Source organism: Flavobacterium saliperosum, from assembly GCF_900100625.1.
Lineage (GTDB): Bacteria > Bacteroidota > Bacteroidia > Flavobacteriales > Flavobacteriaceae > Flavobacterium > Flavobacterium saliperosum.
In genome coordinates, this window is sequence record NZ_FMTY01000001.1 from 651,149 (window position 1) to 667,564 (window position 16,416).

The 16,416-nt window shown below is 41.1% G+C and carries 20 protein-coding genes and 1 pseudogene; all 21 read right to left on the reverse strand.

All coding sequences use genetic code 11. The annotated features are described in order from the left end of the window. Positions 1–2 precede the first annotated feature (2 nt). The 21 genes and pseudogenes from BLQ05_RS03090 to BLQ05_RS03190 all read right to left on the reverse strand — a co-directional run bounded on the left by BLQ05_RS03090 (position 3) and on the right by BLQ05_RS03190 (position 16,363). The gene (locus BLQ05_RS03090; protein WP_035654084.1) at positions 3–374 is read right to left on the reverse strand and encodes an ApeI family dehydratase; all 372 of its coding nucleotides are present in this window, start codon (positions 372–374) and stop codon (positions 3–5) included. A gap of 15 nt (positions 375–389) precedes the next feature. Beyond that, a complete protein-coding gene (locus BLQ05_RS03095; protein WP_035653984.1) occupies positions 390–1,016 on the reverse strand; it encodes a porin family protein in 627 nt (208 codons plus the stop codon). Positions 1,017–1,028: 12 nt separating this feature from the next. Beyond that, the gene (gene lolB2 / locus BLQ05_RS03100) at positions 1,029–1,649 is read right to left on the reverse strand and encodes a flexirubin biosynthesis protein LolB2 (protein WP_238321132.1); all 621 of its coding nucleotides are present in this window, start codon (positions 1,647–1,649) and stop codon (positions 1,029–1,031) included. Next, positions 1,627–2,253: a flexirubin biosynthesis/transport protein LolA2 gene (lolA2, locus tag BLQ05_RS03105; protein ID WP_035653987.1), complete on the reverse strand. Its 627-nt coding sequence runs from the start codon at positions 2,251–2,253 to the stop codon at positions 1,627–1,629. Before lolA2 ends, lolB2 begins: the two co-directional genes overlap by 23 nt. After that, a complete protein-coding gene (locus BLQ05_RS03110; RefSeq protein ID WP_035653989.1) occupies positions 2,243–3,019 on the reverse strand; it encodes a polysaccharide deacetylase family protein in 777 nt (258 codons plus the stop codon). Before BLQ05_RS03110 ends, lolA2 begins: the two co-directional genes overlap by 11 nt. After that, a complete protein-coding gene (locus BLQ05_RS03115; RefSeq protein ID WP_035654086.1) occupies positions 3,013–4,074 on the reverse strand; it encodes a beta-ketoacyl synthase N-terminal-like domain-containing protein in 1,062 nt (353 codons plus the stop codon). Before BLQ05_RS03115 ends, BLQ05_RS03110 begins: the two co-directional genes overlap by 7 nt. Continuing rightward, positions 4,074–5,264: a beta-ketoacyl-[acyl-carrier-protein] synthase family protein gene (locus BLQ05_RS03120; RefSeq protein ID WP_023575671.1), complete on the reverse strand. Its 1,191-nt coding sequence runs from the start codon at positions 5,262–5,264 to the stop codon at positions 4,074–4,076. The genes BLQ05_RS03115 and BLQ05_RS03120 overlap by 1 nt, the downstream gene beginning before the upstream one ends. 38 nt (positions 5,265–5,302) lie before the next feature. Beyond that, positions 5,303–5,497 (reverse strand): annotated as a pseudogene (locus tag BLQ05_RS13860) (four helix bundle protein); the annotation flags it as partial. A 189-nt stretch (positions 5,498–5,686) separates the two neighbouring features. Continuing rightward, a complete protein-coding gene (locus BLQ05_RS03130; protein WP_023575673.1) occupies positions 5,687–5,944 on the reverse strand; it encodes a phosphopantetheine-binding protein in 258 nt (85 codons plus the stop codon). Between the two features lie 2 nt (positions 5,945–5,946). Beyond that, a complete protein-coding gene (locus tag BLQ05_RS03135; RefSeq protein WP_023575674.1) occupies positions 5,947–6,561 on the reverse strand; it encodes a hypothetical protein in 615 nt (204 codons plus the stop codon). A gap of 2 nt (positions 6,562–6,563) precedes the next feature. Beyond that, a complete protein-coding gene (locus tag BLQ05_RS03140; RefSeq protein WP_023575675.1) occupies positions 6,564–7,700 on the reverse strand; it encodes a beta-ketoacyl synthase N-terminal-like domain-containing protein in 1,137 nt (378 codons plus the stop codon). Between the two features lie 133 nt (positions 7,701–7,833). Then, entirely contained in the window at positions 7,834–8,283 is a 450-nt protein-coding gene (locus BLQ05_RS03145) for an acyl-CoA thioesterase (protein WP_035653991.1), read from the reverse strand. After that, positions 8,258–9,544: an ABC transporter permease gene (locus BLQ05_RS03150; protein ID WP_081711835.1), complete on the reverse strand. Its 1,287-nt coding sequence runs from the start codon at positions 9,542–9,544 to the stop codon at positions 8,258–8,260. Before BLQ05_RS03150 ends, BLQ05_RS03145 begins: the two co-directional genes overlap by 26 nt. Continuing rightward, positions 9,534–10,289, reverse strand: a complete 756-nt coding sequence (locus tag BLQ05_RS03155) for an ABC transporter ATP-binding protein (RefSeq protein WP_023575678.1) — start codon at positions 10,287–10,289, stop codon at positions 9,534–9,536. The genes BLQ05_RS03150 and BLQ05_RS03155 overlap by 11 nt, the downstream gene beginning before the upstream one ends. Positions 10,290–10,293: 4 nt before the next feature. Then, positions 10,294–11,289, reverse strand: a complete 996-nt coding sequence (gene darH, locus BLQ05_RS03160; protein ID WP_023575679.1) for a BtrH-related acyltransferase DarH — start codon at positions 11,287–11,289, stop codon at positions 10,294–10,296. Next, positions 11,289–11,693, reverse strand: a complete 405-nt coding sequence (DarG, locus tag BLQ05_RS03165; protein ID WP_035653993.1) for a flexirubin biosynthesis protein DarG — start codon at positions 11,691–11,693, stop codon at positions 11,289–11,291. Before DarG ends, darH begins: the two co-directional genes overlap by 1 nt. Next, positions 11,694–12,155 (reverse strand): hotdog family protein, encoded by a 462-nt coding sequence (locus tag BLQ05_RS03170; protein ID WP_035653994.1) that lies wholly within the window; start codon positions 12,153–12,155, stop codon positions 11,694–11,696. It lies immediately after the preceding gene. 3 nt (positions 12,156–12,158) lie between these two features. Beyond that, complete coding sequence (locus BLQ05_RS03175) at positions 12,159–12,593, reverse strand: hotdog family protein (protein WP_035653995.1); 435 nt, start codon at positions 12,591–12,593, stop codon at positions 12,159–12,161. Then, complete coding sequence (darB, locus tag BLQ05_RS03180) at positions 12,593–13,726, reverse strand: dialkylresorcinol biosynthesis protein DarB (RefSeq protein WP_023575682.1); 1,134 nt, start codon at positions 13,724–13,726, stop codon at positions 12,593–12,595. Before darB ends, BLQ05_RS03175 begins: the two co-directional genes overlap by 1 nt. 17 nt (positions 13,727–13,743) lie before the next feature. Continuing rightward, a complete protein-coding gene (locus BLQ05_RS03185) occupies positions 13,744–14,646 on the reverse strand; it encodes a hypothetical protein (protein ID WP_023575683.1) in 903 nt (300 codons plus the stop codon). Positions 14,647–14,707: 61 nt separating this feature from the next. Beyond that, entirely contained in the window at positions 14,708–16,363 is a 1,656-nt protein-coding gene (locus BLQ05_RS03190) for a phytoene desaturase family protein (RefSeq protein WP_023575684.1), read from the reverse strand. Between the last annotated feature and the right edge of the window lie 53 nt (positions 16,364–16,416).

Genomic DNA, 16,416 nt, shown 5'->3' on the forward strand with positions numbered 1-16,416 from the left:
AACTACGCTTTTTTATAGGTATTGGTCAGTTTCAACGCCACGGTTTCCTCAAAAACAGTAGTGTTTTTCACTTTTATTTCGGAGTCCAGATCGCCTGAAATTTCCAATTCCAGTTTCAGTGTCGGATTGACTTCCGGATTGATAAGCGCCATGAATTTCACATTCGAAGAACTTATCATAAACAAAGAACTCCCAACAATCTGCTGTGAAAGTTCTTTGATTATCTGCATCATACAAACGCCGGGCGTTACCGGATTTCCGGGAAAATGTCCTTTAAAAATATCGTGTTGGTTATTGAGTGTAATAACCGCAGTATATTTTCCTTCAGAAACATTTTCGAGTTTATCAACCGTGTAAAAATCCTTTAGTAACATCGTGTTCATACCGTATTATTTTATGTCAAAGGTATAAGTAGCTCCAACCTGGAAAACAACATTGGTGTAATTCTCATCGTAATCCCAACTGTCGTTAACCGGAATAATTCCTTTTTTAATTCGGGCTTCAACACCGAAGTTTTTAGTAAAATCGTAACCAACTCCAGCGAAAAAGGCAAAATCAATTCCGGTATACGGGTTGTTATTGAATTCATAATAGCTTGGATTGCCACTATTGGGAGCAATCTCTTTATGCGAATCATTCACTTTAATATCGATGGTTGGACCTACCTGAAAGTTAAAACTCTTAAAGGTGAATTTGTTGGCAACACCAATAGACAAATACGAAACATCCAAATCCTCTGTACGTCTTCTATTATCTTGATCAAAATACTCTCTTTCAGCTCCTTGTCTTGTATACACCAATTCGGGTTGCAACGTATAAACTTTAGTCAGTTTCAAAGCGCCAAATACACCCGCGTAAAAATCGGTTTTTGAATTAAATTTTTCGTCTGTTCTGTTCGTTTGTGTGAAATGCGACACGTTTAAACCTGCTTTCACTCCCGGTCTGAAAGATACCTGAGCATTCATCTGTGTTAGTCCGAAGAAGCATAGTACTGCTACAACAATCGATTTTTTTATGTACTGGTTTTATTAATTACTGATTTGATTTAACTCTATTTTTAATTTAATGTTTTTATGCTGAATCGTAATGTACTTGGCAAAAGTACTGTTTTTTGATTCAAATTCGAAGATAACCTTTTCCTTCCTTTTTGAAGCATTGACTAACTTTATCAGTTGGTTATCCTTTTTGCTTTCGTAAAAATAATTGAATCGTTTTGCGTCGGCCAATTTATAAATCACGTATTCCTCATTTTCAAAAACTTCCTGAACCTTATGATTGGTTTTTAAAAGCAGCCGAAAATCATCGCGCAGGGTATTGACGATCATTTTCCGGTCTAAATCCTCCATGATGTAATTTACCTTCAACTCTTTTTCAGACAACTCGAAATCCAATAATTTATTACCGAAATCGGTCGTAAAAACAACCCGGTGCAACGTATCGTTAATTCTTTTCGCAATAAAAAGGCCGCTTAGTTGGTTTCCGTACACTTCAATATGCGCTTTGTAGACATAATCAATTTCGGGATTCGAAAAATACGGGTTTTTATAGTCGGATACCGGAACTTCTTTTTTAACCGCGTTTGCTATCTGATAGGATTTACACGAAAAAAAAAGGATCGACAGTACGCTAATTAGTAAAAAACGAGTCATCGACTTTAACATTAAGCTGTTTGTTTTTGAATACGATGCGAGTAAAATCGCCCGAAGGTTCAATCAGTTTGACCTGTGACACCGTAGCGTCATTCATCGGAAAATACAAATCCACCTGATTGATGTATTTCTTGATTGTTGCTGTTTTCGGAGTCAGTTTTGCGATATACGAATCCTTGTTTTTGAAATAGGCAATCGAAAATTCCTTATCATCAAACATGTTTCCGCTCACACTGCCTACAATCAGTTTGTTGATTTTTTCAAACATTTTGCTTTTGGCATCCACGGTGCTTTTGTTGCCCTGATCGTTAATATACACTTTGTTGTTTTTAAAAACGATACTGTACTGATACGGTTTCGTGTATTGCCAGTTCAGTAAATTGGGTTGTTTGAAGTACATTTTGCCGGAAGTTTCGATGTCTTTCGACAGGAAATCCAGGTGTTTGTATTGGATAAAATCGGTTTTGAGTGATTTTATGGTCTTCGTTTCTTTTTCCACTGTAGCTTTAAAAACAGCAATTTCTGAAGCCGACATTTTTTGCTCTTGTGCAAAAAAGGTCAGACTCATCATAAAAAGAAACACTAAAAAAACGTTACGTTTCATAGGCCGGAAGGTTTATCAATTTGTCGATGGGAACCACATCATAGTTTTCTGACTGCAAAAATAGCAATAACTGTTCCAAAACGTTCACCGTTTTTTGGGAAGTGTCGTGTAACAACACAATTCCGCCGGGAGCGACCCTGTTTTTTACTCTTTTCAGAATTTTATTTTCGTCTTCAATAACCGTATCCAGCGAACGGTTGTTCCATCCGATTACGTGGTGGCCGGTATGGGTGACGGCTCTGGCGATATTCGGATTGGTAACCCCAAATGGCGGTCGGAAGTACACTACTTTCTTTCCCGAAACAGTATGAATGATATCATTTGTACGTTGAATTTCCTCTATTACCTTTTGGGTGGAAAAAATGCCAAATTTGTTGGTATGCGAATAACTGTGATTTCCAACTAAGTGTCCTTCGGCAAGAATTCTTTTAAAGATTTCCGGATGTTTTTCGATTTGTTTACCGATGCAGAAGAACGTCGCCTTCACATCGTATTTTTGGAGTACATCCAACACTTTTTCGGTTATCGGATGCGGACCGTCATCAAAGGAAAGCGCTATTTTCCGCTCCTTTTCATTCGGATTGTTGCAATGGGTTTTCACAAAATACCCCAATCGGATATCGGAAGAACCCCAGACCGTCATCGTTAACCAAAACAAAAAAAGCAGCAGGAAACTCCACCATTTCACTTCAAAAAAGAAGCTTGTAAAAGACAGAATAACCAAAACAGCAACACAAAAAAGAAGTGTATTTTTATGTTTTAGCATTTTTTGAGTACGATTAAACTATGATCTTTTCCGCGGTATTGGTTGTACAACAATACGGTTTTATAACTTTCCTTGTGTAATTTATTTAGGCTCACTACCTCCGGAAGTTGTTGGTTCTTAATGATATTGGAAGCAACCCAAAAACCAAAAGAAGAAGCAGTATTGTATTCGCCGCTTAAATGCTTGTAATACACCTGAGGCGTTTCTTTGAATATGGAATCTGAAATCGCGTAATAGCCGTCAAATTCAACATCGCCGTTGTTTCCTAAAACCACAGCATCGATATCGGACTTTTTTAAATTATTGGAGGCTAGGAAAGCTTCGATGTAATTTTGAACCTCATCCATTTCCAGAGCACTAATCGTCGAAACTGCCTGGATGGAAGCATACGAACTCTCCTTTTTCTGATTTTCCAGCACAAAGAAACTCGCGCCTTCACTGAAAACGATTCCTTTCGAATTCGGCTGCAAAACAGAATACGGTTGGTCTTCTTCCTTTTTAATTAAATTCACCAGTTTGAACAACTCAAGCGTGTGTTTTGAAGTTTCATCGATTCCGCCAACCAAAACGGCATTGGCTTCCTCATTTTCAACCTGCATTTTCGCATCCAACAAAGCCGTCTCAAAAGAAACCGCGCCGTTCACATAGGTAAAATTATAGCCTTTACACTGTAATCCTAAAGCAATCTGACCTCCCACGGTATTGTGAGTGGATTGTATAAATGATGTTGGTGTCAAAAACTCTTCGTTATTGTCCAGAATCGCCTGTAGAAATTTTTCAGAATCTTCCACACAGCCCATTCCGGTTCCGGTAATGATGGCGTCCGGTATTTCCACATTGGCTTCTTCCAGGGCTTTTGTGGATGCGGCAATCCCCATTTTCACTCCTTTAGCCATACGACGGATGGCCGCTGGCGGGATAAATTCTTTATAGGAAGGCTGGTTGGCAAAAAGTACATTTTCCGTTGTATTAATTGCGACTTCCGACAGAAATTCCGTGTCAAACGTATTTTGGGTCGAAATACACCCCACTCCATTGATATAGCACTTCTTCATTAGTTTTTCGAAAATATTACGGTTGAACAATTGCCTCCAAATCCAAACGAATTGGACAATACGTGATGCATCGTTTTTTCTTTCAAAGTCGTTTGCGGAATCAGGTCGAATTCGGCCATGGGCGTTTCGAAATTCAGATTCGGGAAGATGACATTATGCTGTAAGGCCAAAACGCTGTAGACCGCTTCAATGGCGGCTGCGGCGGCCAAAGTATGCCCCGTGAACGCTTTTGTCGAACTGAATTCCGGTACGTTGGCTTCGAAAATCCGAAGAATCGCACGGCCTTCCGACAAATCGTTGTTCGGGGTTGCTGTTCCGTGAGCGTTGATATAATCAATGTCTGACGGTTTCAGGCTGGCTGTTTTCAAGGCTTTTTGCATCGCCAGGAAAGCACCTTCGCCATTTTCGGAAGAAGCGGTCTGATGGAACGCATCGTTTGCATTTCCGAAACCGGAAACATACGCCAAGACTTTTCGGTTCTCTTTCTGAACGATTGCGTCGGATTCCAAAACCAAAAAAGCGGCGGCTTCCCCTAAATTCAATCCTTTACGATTGTTGTCAAAAGGTTTGTTGTAGCTGTCCGATAAAATCATCAGGGTTTTGAATCCGTTAATCGTGAATTTGGCCAAGCCATCGGTTCCGCCCACAACCACGCGATCCAATTGTCCGGACTGAATCATTCGGGCGCCCAACATAATGGCATTGGCCGCGGAAGAACAGGCGGTACTTACCGTGGTTACAAACCCTTTCAGTCCAATGTGTTCCGCGATTTTATGACTGGAATCTCCGGCATCGTGACTGGTAATGTATTTTCTGCAGGCCTCGTTTTCAAAATACTCGTAATAATACTTTTCCGTCATGTCCATCCCGCCCACACTGGTAGCGGAAATCAAACCGGATCGGCAATCGTTCATGTTTTGAATACCGGCATTTTCAACCGCCTGCTGTGCTGCTATAGCGCCAAGCATTGCCGTTCTGCTGAAATCATTATCGTGCCCAATACCGAGTTGTTGCGCTAACTGTTGGTTCGTCAGTTTAATTTCTCCCACTTTGATAACGTCTTTGTGTACCGTTTCAAAGTTTTCAATGACAGAAATTCCCGTATTACCGTGTACTAACGCATGATAATTTTCTTCGACATTGTTTCCAATCGAAGAAATTATTCCCATTCCGGTTATCGCTACTTTCATAAGTTAGAAATTTGAAGTTAGAAATTTGAAGTTAGAAACTACTTCGTATTCATTCGTAACTTTGTGTTTTTTAATATGGCTACAAATATAGCAGTCAATTCATTTGCTTCTTTCAAGGCACTATCAACTGTTACATCATTAATCCACTTTTTCTCTTTAATAGTTTCAGGCCAAAACAAACTTTCATCTGATTCTTCTAAAACAATATTCATTTTAGAAACAAATTCATTATCGCTTCTAGACCTTAGCGACGCTCAGTAATTAGCGCCAACTGACGTTCCTGACTTGGCTAATTGATGACATATCACTCTTGCAGAAATGGTAATAGGAAGTAAATCAACAATATCTAATATTTGTAATGAAAAGACTTTTGTTCTTACTTTTAAATCTTTATCCACAATTCTAACCTCTAAATTCTGAATTTATTTTGTTCTGTTTGCAGCAATGTAATTCGCCATGGTTTCAATAGATACGAAAATTGATTTTCCTTCTTTCGGATCGGTCAATTTGATTCCGTAATCTTTATCCAACAACACGATCAATTCCAATGCATCGATAGAATCCAATCCTAAACCATCACCAAAAAGGGCATCGTTATCGTTAATATCCTCAACTGCAATGTCTTCTAAGTTTAAAACTTCAATGATTTTTGATTTTAATTCCTGCTTTAATGCTTCCATGATTATTTAGTGTATAATGTATTAACTGTTTGTTCGTTATGTTCTAATTTCCCTTGTTTTTCCACCAGATAAACAACGGCTTTGAATTTTTCATTGTAATATTCCACCCATCCGCATAGGACTTTTTCTGCCTTGTTCGTTTCCAGAAGCAGGTTGGCGTAGTTACTCATAAACGCTGCATTGAACTCCCCAAAAACAAAAAAAGCGTTTTCCGATTGCAACTTGTGTTTGATACAGATTTCTCCAATACAGATGTTCGGCAACGTATACACAAACACCGACGGACTGGGAAAATACGCAGTTTCATCGGCAATCGAGCTTTGGTACTTCGCATCGGTATCCAAACTGGACGACTGATTGGCGAAAACCAACGCAATATCATTTTCTTCTGCGGGATTTACAACTTCTTTCAGAATAATTTCGGAAGTCAGAAAAGCCAACTTGCTCAGATTATCCATTTTGAAAAACTTCGGATAATCGATACCGAAATGTTTATACGCCGCTTTGGCAAATTCCGAAAAGGAACCGTTTTCCAATGCAAACTGCGGTTCCCCATTGATGGCAACCGAATTGTTCTCGATTACGCAATACTGTGATATGTACTTATTTGCCTCCAAAATTAACGTACTTTTTCAAATAAAACTGCCGTATTACAACCGCCGAAACCGGAAGCTGTTTTCAGGAAGTAATTGATTTCGTTTTCCGTATGTTCTTTTATCACTTCAATTGACTGTGTCACCCCCATTTCTGAAAATCCTTTGGATCCGATCAACTGGTTTTTTCGGGCACTTTCAATGGCAATTACCGTTTCCAATAAACCTGAGGCGCCCAAAGTATGTCCGTAAAAGCCTTTCAGACTGTTCACGGGAACTTTTTGCAAACCCAATCGGTTGAAAGCAACGGCTTCCATCTCGTCATTATACAACGTTGCCGTTCCGTGTGCCGAAATATAGGACAATTTTTCAGGCTCCAAACCCGACTCCTTAAAAGCACTTTCAATACTTCTAAACAAACCTTCGCCTGTTCTTGAAGGCCCCGAAATGTGGTTCGCATCATTGATCGCTCCGTCGCCCAAAATTTTCATGTCACCATTTTGAACCTCATCCGAATGGGACGTCATGTAAACTGCTGCGGCGGCTTCCCCTAAAGTCACCCCGTTTCTGTCCTTATCATACGGTTTACAAGGTGCTTGACTCATCGCCTGAAACGAATTGAATCCGGACAAAACAAATTCCGAAACCTCATCTCCAGCAACCACAAAGGCGTTGTCGTAAACACCCGACTGTAGCATTCTTTTAGCCACCGCAATCGCCAAAATACCCGACACGCAGGCATTGGAAACCACAATGGGTTCGGTAGTGAATCCGAAAAAAGTGCTTATTTTTTTGGCCAAAGCCGATAAATGAGCCGCTTCGATTTCGCAATTTTCATTTTCCAACAGACTGATGTTTCCTTTCGTAGTGGAAAACACAAAAGCCGTTCTGTTGGTAATTTTATGTTGACTGATAATTGGCGCCAAAGCCAAAATCAGCATTTTTTCTAATTTGGTAAAATGACTTTCCCCGGAAATTCCGGCAAAAGCGGTATTCAGTTGTTCCGAATCGATTACTGAGGCATAAAACGACTCCAGCATTCCCAGTTTATCATGCAACCCAATACCGGACTGTCCTTTCAGCAAGGCTTCCCAGTTAGAGGTCACATCAAAACCTAAAGGCGTGACGCAATTGGTATCGGTTATGTAAACGTTTTTTTTCATTTTTTTGTTTCCTGATATGCTAACAGTTTCCTCTTTAGCCCCGACAGTAGCGGTATCCTTTTTCTTTTTTCAAGAAAAAGATATAGCGGATGGCGGGAATTGCGTTCGCAAACATACCCAAGCCTTTCGCTTCTTATTTTAACAAGCCTACTTTACGCTTCCATTCTTCGAAAAAAGGCGGAAAATTCAACGACAAGGTTCCTGTTTCATCCACAAATACCTGAACGGTTTCTCCCGTACAGGCTATTTCATTGTTCGCATCGTAAATCTTATACCTGAAAATCATTTTGGCAGCCGGAGAATCCACGATAGTCGTTTCAATTCGGGCCACATCCCCATAGCGCAACGACAATTTATGTTCGCAAGTGGATTTCACGATTGGCGTTGTATACCCGTATTTGTTTACGTCCAAATAGGAAATGCCATGTTCGCGACCGAACGCTTCACGGCCGTCTTCGAAATACGTAATGTAATAGCCGTGCCAAACAATACCCAACGGATCGGTTTCATTAAAACGAACACGAATCTCTTTGGCAACCGTAAGTTCCGCGACTTCGTTATACTGCTCTTTTCTTTTTATCATAGCCGATTGCAATGGTTATTGTAATTATAAAAAACAAAAGTAATAAATTAATCTCGGGAAGGATTTCGACTATGCCTCCGTTGCGCAGCAGCACATCGTAAAAAGCATTCAGCCCCCAGTTCATCGGTGAAATGTGGGACACGTATTGCATGATTTTCGGCATGGCGAAAACAGGTACCCAAACGCCTCCGATGGCCGCTAAAATAACTACAGACGTGGCTCCGAAAGGTGCCGACTGTTCCTGTGTCTTAGCAATGGTTCCCAATAGTATTCCGAATCCGATAGCGGCTAATCCGGAGAATAGGGCCACGATGCTCATCAGTATCAGTTTTCCTTCGACTTCCAGCACTGGTAATCCCAAATACGGGAAGAGGTATACGCCCACAGCCACCATCAGGAAAAACTGTATCATGCAAATCAACAAATAAGTTGCTGTTTTCCCCGCAATGATTACGGCATACGGCACCGGATTGGTAATCAATCGGATTTGCGTGCCCTGCCCTTTTTCCTTAACGATATTGATGGAAAGCGGCACCACAATGAAAAATATGGCGAACAATGCCCAAGCCGGAACGTTGTGCTGTACCGAATTGGGAAGGATTTCTTTGTCGTTTACTTTGGGAACGATTTCTTTGAAGGTAATGAAACTTTCCTGTTCGAAAATAGGTTCGTCACCTTCACCCAGCTGATCCTGAAACGTACTGTAAATGGATTGGGTTTCAATTTGTGAAATCATTTTATCGATAGCACTTTTCACTGCGTTTTTAAACGTAAGTTGGGTAGCCGGATCGAAATAGAGTTTCACTTCTTTGGATTTCACAACCGGATTCTCCTTTTTAACGGAAATCGTGTCCTCCAGACCGAACTGGCTGACGATCTTTTCCACATTCTGATTTACTTTGAGTTGTAAATCGGCACTTAATTTTTCGGGGATGACAATGGCTAATTGGTATTTTCCTTTAAAAACCGCTTCTTTTGCTGTTGCTTCCGTTACAGTGTTTCCATCTATTTTGGTTACGATTTCGAAAGAACCGCTTTCGTTTAAATTCTCCTTAACGGTTTTGGATATGTTGCCGTTATCGTTATCAACCAACAGAATCGGAATACGGCTTTCAGTAACCGACTTGAACGTACTGTCCTGAATCAGGGTAATGGTTATAATCAGCACCAAGGGCATCACAAAAAGGATAACCAAGCCGCCGAAATCCCTTTTCAGCAAGAGTATTTCTTTATAGACCGACATTAAAAACTTATACATCATCGCGTAGTTCTTTACCGGTTAATGAAATGAACACGTCTTCCAGATTATGGGCGTGTGGTGTTTTATGAATCAGCCCTTCCGGAGTGCCTTCTGCGTAAATTTTTCCGCGATCGATAATGGCAATTTTGGTACAGAAATCCTGTGCTTCCGTTAAATGATGGGACGTATAAATGATGGTTGTTCCTTTAGAATTCAGTTCTTTCAGATAGTCGATGATTACGTTTTTGGACTGTACATCCACGCCTACTGTGGGTTCGTCCAAAAACAAAACCGAAGGCTGGTGCAAAATACCGGCAATCAGGTTCACACGGCGTTTCATTCCGCCCGAGAACGTTTCTATTTTTTTATCGGCAAACTTTAGAAGCCCGAGATGCTCCAGGGCCTCGTCCACTTTCCGGTACAGTTCTTTGCCTTTCAAGCCATACATGCTTCCGAAGTAACGAAGGTTTTCACGCGCCGTCAGTGTGGGATACAGCGCATACTCCTGAGGCACAACCCCAATCGTTTTTTTTATTTGCGTGGCATTTTTATCGTAGGAAAGTCCGCTGATCGTAAATTTACCCGAAGTGGGTTTCACCAATCCGCACAACATGGAAATCAACGTGGTTTTTCCGGCACCGTTGGGTCCCAATAGCCCAAAGATCTCGTTTTTTTCAATGAACAGACTCAGGTTGTTGACTGAAAAATCGTCGGCATCTTTATACTTTTTATAAAGTTCGGCTATATGGATTATCGGTTCGCTCATTGGATCAAATGGCCTTTTTTAGTTTTTTGAAAAAAGCTTCTTCCAAATCGGCCAACTTTAACAATTCATCGGCCAGACTGTTGTACACGTCGTTTTGATTGCTTCGGTTTTTGTAAATACGAGCGGCATTTACGGCAAAATCGCGCCATAAATCACCGATTGCGGTCATTTCCTGGGAAAGTGCTGCCAGTTTTTCATTTTTCAGAATAACCGAAGCTTCCTGAAGAAAAGCCGCATAAATGAATCGGAAGCCGCCACCGCCGGTACCAATTTCTTCCTGCATGCGCACCATTTGAGCCAAATAATGATTGGCTACTTTCACGCCTTTTTTAGCAGGCCATTTTCGGATACTTTTGGCAAGAAAACGCATGGCCGCCACCCCTACAATTGGAACTGGCGCCAACATATCGGTGCACGTATTTTTTATTCCTTTTTTTATTGCGGATTCCCAGTCTATCTCTGTTGGGATTTCAACCGGATAGTACATTTGCCCTTTCGGTGCCAATGCGCCTTTGGCAAAACGTACTTTTTCCAATTCCTTTTCGGTTAGCGTGGTAACAGTTTCCATTACCGGATCGCTGATTAAAAACGTATCGTTGTTTTTTCCGTACACCACCAGATTGTGGGCATTGAAATGAAAACGGTATTCGTCCGGGAAATAAGTCAGGTTATAAACACCCACCTGTAATCCCGACGGTATATTATTGTTAAGATTGTCTTCCAAGGCTTTTTGTGCCGATTGCGGATTGGAAAACTTAACGCGTTTTACCTTAATCCCCAATCGTTTCGCGGCTTTATTGAAGATAAAACCAGGCATTGGTCTGTAACTGATTGCCGGAGCATGATTTACCTTAAGTAGGGGCAAATAGAAAAAGAACAGTCCGGAACCGATACCGAAAACCATGGGTTCGCTGATGTTTATTCCGTGGTGCTTCAGCAAATTGGAAGCAACCCCGTTCTCACAATGCGCCGACTGATGATGAACAAAAGTAGTTTCCATTACGCTCCTTTATAATTTTTTAGCTCCTCCACCGAAATTTCAAAAGCTTCGGCATATTTCGCTAACATTTTATCACTCATTTTTTTAAATACCGAAGGCTTTCCGTGTCGTTTTACACGCCAGGTCCACATTCCCACATAGCCCGAAAGCGTCATCCAGTCCATCTTATGCACTTCCATAAAATAGACAATCGGACTCAACGTCCCGTTTTTCACTCCTGCTTTTGCCGCTTCAATGCGTTCGTTAATATCCTGAATGGAATTTTCCAACGCAATGGTTTTGGGCTCCCAGCCGGTACTTAATGCGGTGGTGTAATTGCCGTTTTCGTCGGTGGCATAGCACAACTCTTTCATGTTATTGGATGAAAGGTTGCTGTTGTCCTGTGGTACTTCTTCCTTCTTCATTTATCGTTTCTCCTGTATGAATAAATTTATTTCGGCTTCGAAAAGCAAAATATCATTGCAATACGTACTGCATATCATGGTACAAATGCAGTACTCATCCGTATCAAAACGGGAATGCAAAACCGCATTGGTAGTGATGCTGCTGCCCACTTGAGGCAACGCAAACACTTTCATTTTTTTTATCCCACTGATAAAACCTATCACTTCAATACCGTCTTTTACCTGATCCTCCTCGTCTAAAAAAAAGGATTGCCCTACGATTGAGGAACACGTTTGAGCGGCATTTTCAATTAACCCGACCTCGGCGAAAGCATCATCCGCAACAAAAACATTGTCTGCTTTAATCTCGAAAACGGTTTTCACCTTCTCATTAGTGAGTTCCAGGATGGAATCCACCATAAGCATCGGCTTTCGATGGGGCAGGTAATTTTGGATATCGATGGTATTGACTGTTGACTGCATAATTTAACTTGCCAAAACCGTTTTCATCTGACCGCGCGCCACTTCCTTATTGTTCACTCTGGAAACAATATCCACCAAAGTTACCCCCATAAATTCCTGAAGTACATTTACCGTAGTTTCAATCTCCGCTTCTAATTTGGGTAATTCGGCAATAGTTATCGATTTTATGGAACCAATGTACCCAGTTGGTGCCGGTTCGTTTTTCAAATGAAACTGATACCCGGTAAACAAAGCTACCGATTGCGCCATATGCTCAATCAATCCGGATTCCTGAAAGATCCCGTCGGTAACAAAAATATTATCCTCTGAAACGGTCAAACCAGCCACTACTTCATCTTCTGAAAACGAAAGCAGTTTGTCGACCATTACAAACGGAAATTTCTGTGGAATAAGATTTCCGACAAAATTTTTATCTAATATGGGTAGTGTACTTTCCATTAGCAAACCGTTAAATACGCGTAGGAATATGAAAATCTTCCGCTTTCAGGCACCGATAACAATATCGTTTCGCCTTTTTTCAATTTACCGGAATTCATCAATTCTTCCAGCATCAGATAAATCGATGCCGAACCTACATTTCCTACTTTTTTCAGATTCATAAACCATTTCTCCATCGGAATTTCAACCCCTTCTTCCGCTAAAGCCTTATACAATCCCGCAACAAAATAATGCGACGAAACGTGGGGCAGGAAATAGGTAATGTCCTCCGGTTTAACGTTGTTTTTGTTCATGGCCGCTTTCATGCTGTCGGCGCCTTTCACAAGAATATGTTTGTCCAGTATTTTCACATCCTGTTTGATGGAAAACACCGATTTTGTCAACCATTCGCTTGATTTGTAATCACTCCACGGTTTGATTTCGCCATTTTCCATTTTATCACCACCGGCGTACATACAGGCTTCGAGTTCGTGGGCAAAGGAAAACGCTTCCATCCATTCGATTTTCAACGGATTTTCACCCCTTGGTTTGTTTTCCAGTAAAAAAGCCGCGGCACCGTCGGACAACATCCAACGAAGGAAATCTTTTTTGAAAGCGATGATGGGTTGTTCCTCTAAACTTTTCAGACTCACCACTTCATTTTCGAATTTGTCGGCAAGCATCCAGCTGGAAACCCTTTCCGAACCGGTACAAACCGCATTGTTGGTGTTTCCGGATTTTACCGAAAGATACCCGAATTTCAGTGCGTTCATCCCTGCATTGCAAACTCCCGATGAGGAATTCAGTTCCACCGATTGGTTTTTCATCAATCCGTGTACCATGGCAGCGTGTGACGGCAATAAGTTGTCCGGAGTTGATGTTCCGCACGAAAGCAATTCGACGTCTTTTCGGGAAAAAGTTGCGTCATAAAGAGTTTCAATCGCGTTATTTGTCAATTCGGCATTCGTGTGTGTGGGATTTCCCTCTTTATCCAAAGCATAGTAACGCGAAACAATTCCGTTATTTCTAAGAATTATGCGTCGTGCTTTTGAGGCCGAGTTATTTATCAACCCAAGAAAGGATTCCATCTCCTCATTCGAAACGGATTCGTTAGGTAAATATTTTCCCGATTTTGTTATGTAGACTTCAAGCATATTTAATCAATAATTCTTTAAACCCCGCTATAGTAGGATTTTCCTCTTTTAATGGAGGCATATTTTAGGGGATACGTAAAAAGGTGCAAGATATAGACAATTGGTGACATTACCCAAATTGCCACCAACAAATAAATATTAAATCCTTTAAGCCAAGCCGGTCGTGAAGTTGTTTTTTTAACGATGATATTGGCCCATATTTTAAACATTTTGTTCGCTTTTTTATCCATTTCTATTAAAAACGGACGGATTTCCACGGCATCGTTGGCTACTAATTCTGTCTGCAAAGAAGTGAACGAATCCGCTTTTAAATGGTTGAGAATAACCGTGCCGAATTTGGAAGACTCCGCGATGTCTTTATCCGAAACACCGGGTCTTGGAAATATCCCTAGGAATTTTTCTTTTTTTCCCGTAAACATCCATTCCACAATGGTAATTACACTCACATGATTGATGTGTCTGTCCACCAAAGCGATATTTCCCACCAGTTTTGCACCAGTAGCCACCAAAAGCGCTTTCATTTTTTCCTGTGCCAAGGCCCACATGTTTCTGCAGCCTATAACGGTAACCACCGGCGTGTTTTCTAACAATGGCTTGGCAAATTCGCTTTTCAGAAAAGAATTTATCGGAATGGACGGTGACAGGTACCAAACCTGATAGGCTAAAATCACCAAATCGTATTTTTTGGAAAGCACGTACTGTGATGGCGCGTGAATTTCGGAGGGTATCTGAAGAAACGACTCGGGAAAAGCATCGAAAAAAGACGCTTTCTTCCAAGGAAAAGGAAACGGCTTTACCATCTCAATGTTGCAGAAAGTAACCGAAACCTCCGCATCCTCCAAAAGCGGTTTTGCAATGGTTCGTGCGATTTCTTCCAACTGACCCGATTGGGTATAATACAGTACAAGTACGTTTTTCATTTCCTTATTTTATAAACGGTAACAAAGATAAAGTTACCCCGTATTTTTCAAAATAGTTTATTTAATTAACTTTCATTTCTTTGAAATTACGCATCTTATCCTCTCTTTTTTTATGAATAAATTCACTCCAGGTCGACGTGTCTTCGGCATCATAAATGGTGATTTTCTGGCTGTCGTCTTTCAGTAACAAATCATCCGATTTGCAATTTAGAATTCGTGCCGCCGTTTCCAATCCGGAATAGGTAGCTCCGGTTACACCATGCGATAAAGTGCTGGCGCCACAAAGGAACAGATTCTCGAATTCCGTTTTATTCTTATAGGCAAAAGGACCTACCTGACGCAATGTTTTTTCGGTGCCGTATACGTTTCCACCGGTTGTGTTGACGTAAAACTGATTGGTTTTTGGCGTTCCTAATTCGGCCTGAACGATATGTTTTCGGGCATCCGGAATGATTTTTTCAACACTGTTGAGGAATTTCTCAATAATTCTCTCTTTGAACGCTTCGTATTTCGGACAATGGTAATCGTCCAACGCGTCAAATTCTTTAAAACTATCGTAATCCACATAGGTCACCACTTCGAAATTATGGTACCTTCCGTTAAAACTCACCGGATCCTTAATTGTCGTGCAACTCATGAAAAACGCCGGAAACTCTTCATCCTGCAGAATATCCCCTTTCGTTAAGGTTTCAAAATGTTTGTCGATATTTTCATCCTTGAAATTCCAGATGTTTCCGGAATCGATTCCGTATTGGGTAACATCCATGTCCAAGGTCAGAAACAAAATAAGCGACGTAACCGAATACCGGGTCTTGTCGATTTTCTTACTCAGCTTTTTGCTGATGTTTTCCTTTCCGATCAATTTTAAATAGGTTGTGGAAGGATCCGCATTGGAAATAATGTTTTTGGCCATTATTCGTTCTCCGCTCGCCAACTCCACTCCAAACGCCTTTTTATTTTCCGTCAGTATTCTGACTACCGATTGCTGTGTTCGCACAACACCTCCGTAACTTTTTATTTTGGTGGTCATGGCTTTAACGATACCGCTTCCGCCACCCATCGGATAAAAACCACCGTCGAAATAGTGATTCATTACCGAACAGTGTACCGGAAAACTGGCCTTGTTGGGCGGTAAACCGTGATCGCCGCATTGGGCATTCAGGATGGCTTTCAGTTTTGAATCTTTAATATGCCAGTCGATAACCCTTTTCAGACTGAAAAGAGCAAACTTCCCAAAATGTTTGGTTCGGAACGGTACCGTAATGTTTTGCCAGATTCCTTTCAGCTTAGGGATTAACTGCAATTCTTCGCTGACTTTATAAACCAAGTGAAGGTATTCTTTGATGTTTTTTTCCTCTTTAGGAAAACGGGCAATCAAATTTTGCTGCAAATTTTCTCTGCCTGCGGGAAGATCGAATTTTTCACCGTCTACGATACAATGATCGTAAGCTTTCGGATTCATTCGGAAGAAAACGATATCGTTGGCAACACCCAATCCTTTGTACAACTCGCTGGTGGATTGCCCTTCGTCCAGAAGTCCGATATAATGCACCCCGGGACTGAACCGTTGACCGTTTAACGTAAAACTGTGGCACCAACCTCCGGGAACGGAATGTTGTTCCAGTACGAGCACTTTTTGTCCGGCACGGGAAAGACATAAGGCGGTCGCTAATCCTCCGGCACCTGAACCTATAACAATCGAGTCGAATTCTTCCATACTTTTATTTTGAGTTTAGCTAAAATTGGAATGAATATGAGAAGTCAATTTTC

Excerpts from the sequence above, each read along its gene's own strand:
- BLQ05_RS03090 (WP_035654084.1), bottom strand. The coding sequence starts at position 374 with ATGTTACTAAAGGATTTTTACACGGTTGATAAACTCGAAAATGTTTCT.
- lolB2 (WP_238321132.1), bottom strand. The coding sequence starts at position 1,649 with ATGACTCGTTTTTTACTAATTAGCGTACTGTCGATCCTTTTTTTTTCG.
- lolA2 (WP_035653987.1), bottom strand. The coding sequence starts at position 2,253 with ATGAAACGTAACGTTTTTTTAGTGTTTCTTTTTATGATGAGTCTGACC.
- BLQ05_RS03110 (WP_035653989.1), bottom strand. The coding sequence starts at position 3,019 with ATGCTAAAACATAAAAATACACTTCTTTTTTGTGTTGCTGTTTTGGTT.
- BLQ05_RS03115 (WP_035654086.1), bottom strand. The coding sequence starts at position 4,074 with ATGAAGAAGTGCTATATCAATGGAGTGGGGTGTATTTCGACCCAAAAT.
- BLQ05_RS03120 (WP_023575671.1), bottom strand. The coding sequence starts at position 5,264 with ATGAAAGTAGCGATAACCGGAATGGGAATAATTTCTTCGATTGGAAAC.
- BLQ05_RS03130 (WP_023575673.1), bottom strand. The coding sequence starts at position 5,944 with ATGGAAGCATTAAAGCAGGAATTAAAATCAAAAATCATTGAAGTTTTA.
- BLQ05_RS03140 (WP_023575675.1), bottom strand. The coding sequence starts at position 7,700 with ATGAAAAAAAACGTTTACATAACCGATACCAATTGCGTCACGCCTTTA.
- BLQ05_RS03145 (WP_035653991.1), bottom strand. The coding sequence starts at position 8,283 with ATGATAAAAAGAAAAGAGCAGTATAACGAAGTCGCGGAACTTACGGTT.
- BLQ05_RS03150 (WP_081711835.1), bottom strand. The coding sequence starts at position 9,544 with ATGATGTATAAGTTTTTAATGTCGGTCTATAAAGAAATACTCTTGCTG.
- BLQ05_RS03155 (WP_023575678.1), bottom strand. The coding sequence starts at position 10,289 with ATGAGCGAACCGATAATCCATATAGCCGAACTTTATAAAAAGTATAAA.
- darH (WP_023575679.1), bottom strand. The coding sequence starts at position 11,289 with ATGGAAACTACTTTTGTTCATCATCAGTCGGCGCATTGTGAGAACGGG.
- DarG (WP_035653993.1), bottom strand. The coding sequence starts at position 11,693 with ATGAAGAAGGAAGAAGTACCACAGGACAACAGCAACCTTTCATCCAAT.
- BLQ05_RS03170 (WP_035653994.1), bottom strand. The coding sequence starts at position 12,155 with ATGCAGTCAACAGTCAATACCATCGATATCCAAAATTACCTGCCCCAT.
- BLQ05_RS03175 (WP_035653995.1), bottom strand. The coding sequence starts at position 12,593 with ATGGAAAGTACACTACCCATATTAGATAAAAATTTTGTCGGAAATCTT.
- darB (WP_023575682.1), bottom strand. The coding sequence starts at position 13,726 with ATGCTTGAAGTCTACATAACAAAATCGGGAAAATATTTACCTAACGAA.
- BLQ05_RS03185 (WP_023575683.1), bottom strand. The coding sequence starts at position 14,646 with ATGAAAAACGTACTTGTACTGTATTATACCCAATCGGGTCAGTTGGAA.
- BLQ05_RS03190 (WP_023575684.1), bottom strand. The coding sequence starts at position 16,363 with ATGGAAGAATTCGACTCGATTGTTATAGGTTCAGGTGCCGGAGGATTA.